The organism is Mesorhizobium sp. M0306 (assembly GCF_040321655.1).
Lineage (GTDB): Bacteria > Pseudomonadota > Alphaproteobacteria > Rhizobiales > Rhizobiaceae > Mesorhizobium.
Window position 1 is genome coordinate 1 of sequence record NZ_JAMYRY010000101.1, and the last position, 1,132, is coordinate 1,132.

1 protein-coding gene and 1 pseudogene are annotated in these 1,132 nt (G+C 61.7%); both read left to right on the forward strand.

Annotated features, from left to right (window positions below):
* Positions 1-557, forward strand: a pseudogene (locus tag NKI95_RS34255) (FAD-dependent oxidoreductase); the annotation flags it as partial.
* A gap of 8 nt (positions 558-565) precedes the next feature.
* Positions 566-1,036 (forward strand): CMD domain-containing protein, encoded by a 471-nt coding sequence (locus NKI95_RS34260; RefSeq protein WP_352722263.1) that lies wholly within the window; start codon positions 566-568, stop codon positions 1,034-1,036.
* The last annotated feature ends 96 nt before the right edge of the window (positions 1,037-1,132 follow it).

Genomic DNA, 1,132 nt, shown 5'->3' on the forward strand with positions numbered 1-1,132 from the left:
CGACGCTTCGCGTGTCTCGCCACTCGAATGCCCGGTTCTTTCTCGACTGCGGCATAGTTGCGGTGAAGGAAGATGCGGGAGGCCTGCTGGTCGAAACCACGCAGGGACCGATGCGTTACGACTTCCTGATCGCGGCAACCGGCTTTTCAAACGATTTCAGCGACCGCCCGGAGTTTGCAGCACTCGCCCCACACATCCGCACCTGGTCGGATGGCCGATATACACCGGATATGGGGTCGCCACGTGCAGGCATGTCGGAGGCGCCGGACCTCGGTCCTGCCTTCGAGTTTCGCGAACGCGTTCCCGGCTCCTGCCCGGTGCTGGCGCACATCCATTGCTTCAACGATGCCGCGATGCTGACACATGGCAAGGTCTCCGGCGATATCCCAGCCGTCAGTGCCGGTGCCGACCGTCTCGTCCGCGGCATTGCGGCGTCGCTGTTTGCTGAAGATGTCGAAACCCACTTCGCCAATCTGATCGCTTACGACACCCCGGAACTTCTGGGCGACGAATGGGTCGATTCAACACCCTTGCTGCAAAAGGAGGCCGCGCTGTGATCGACGCCATGGACAAGGCCGCCGGTATTTCGCCGAACGATGCACTTTTCGCTGCGCGGCGGTTTCGGCCCGAATTTGTGCAAGGGGCGGAGGAATGTCGCCTCTCCGTCCTGCAGCCGGCAAACGATCAGGGGCTGGCGCCGAATTTGAGGGTTGCTCTGGCCCGTCGCATGGCCGCTCTGAATGCCGATCCCGTCCTGATGGCCGAATATGATGTGCAGCTGGCCCAACTTGGTCCGACAGAGCAGCTCAGGGCATTGGCTCGGGGCGAAACGGATCTCGATGAGCCATTGGCGACCATCGCCCGTCACGTCGACCTGATCACGCTGACGCCGAAAAAGGCGGAGGCGAACCACATCGCCCTCCTCGCCGCGGCCGGACTGAACAATCCTCAGATCGTCGCGCTCTCCGAACTGATTGCTTTCGTAAACTTCCAGACGCGGGTTGCGACCGGCCTGCGATTGATGAGATCGGCATGATTTCCTCGGTTCGCCTGAAGCCGCTGAATTGGCGTCCCTACATCGCACCGGTCGAGCTATCCGAGGCCACGCCGGAACAACTCGAAGCGATGAAGG

Excerpts from the sequence above, each read along its gene's own strand:
- NKI95_RS34260 (WP_352722263.1), top strand. The coding sequence starts at position 566 with ATGGACAAGGCCGCCGGTATTTCGCCGAACGATGCACTTTTCGCTGCG.